The following is a 334-nucleotide window of genomic DNA, read 5'->3' on the forward strand; positions in this document are numbered from 1 at the left end:
GTTACGTACATCGTCGCCGGCCGCATCGCGCGGGCCCAGGCCTGCCGCGAGCAAGGTCTCGACCAGGGCGTGGTGTGCATTGCCGATGCCGCGGATCTGCAGGTTGCCGCGGTTGGTGGCCTCGATCACGCCGCCGGCGAAACGCTCGGCAGCGGCGGCTACTGCATCGGCCTGGTCGGCCAGCAGCAGGCCGCCCGGTAGTTTGATCCGGCAGATACCGCCATCGCGGGCACTGACGATGCGCCACAACCCCGGGCAAGCCGAGGGACGTGGGGTAACAGCGGGGGCATCGGCCTGGGTCAATGGAGTATCCGGCAATCTGTGAAAGTGCGCT

Annotated in this window: 1 protein-coding gene; it reads right to left on the reverse strand. The window is 68.3% G+C overall.

Annotation, left to right across the window (positions count from 1 at the left end):
• Positions 1-303 (reverse strand): ferredoxin-like domain-containing protein (locus QWI17_RS23570; protein ID WP_302724992.1); only part of this gene is annotated, 303 nt, incomplete at its 3' end.
• Between the last annotated feature and the right edge of the window lie 31 nt (positions 304-334).

Origin of the sequence: Gilvimarinus gilvus, from assembly GCF_030518155.1 — a bacterium.
GTDB lineage: Bacteria > Pseudomonadota > Gammaproteobacteria > Pseudomonadales > Cellvibrionaceae > Gilvimarinus > Gilvimarinus gilvus.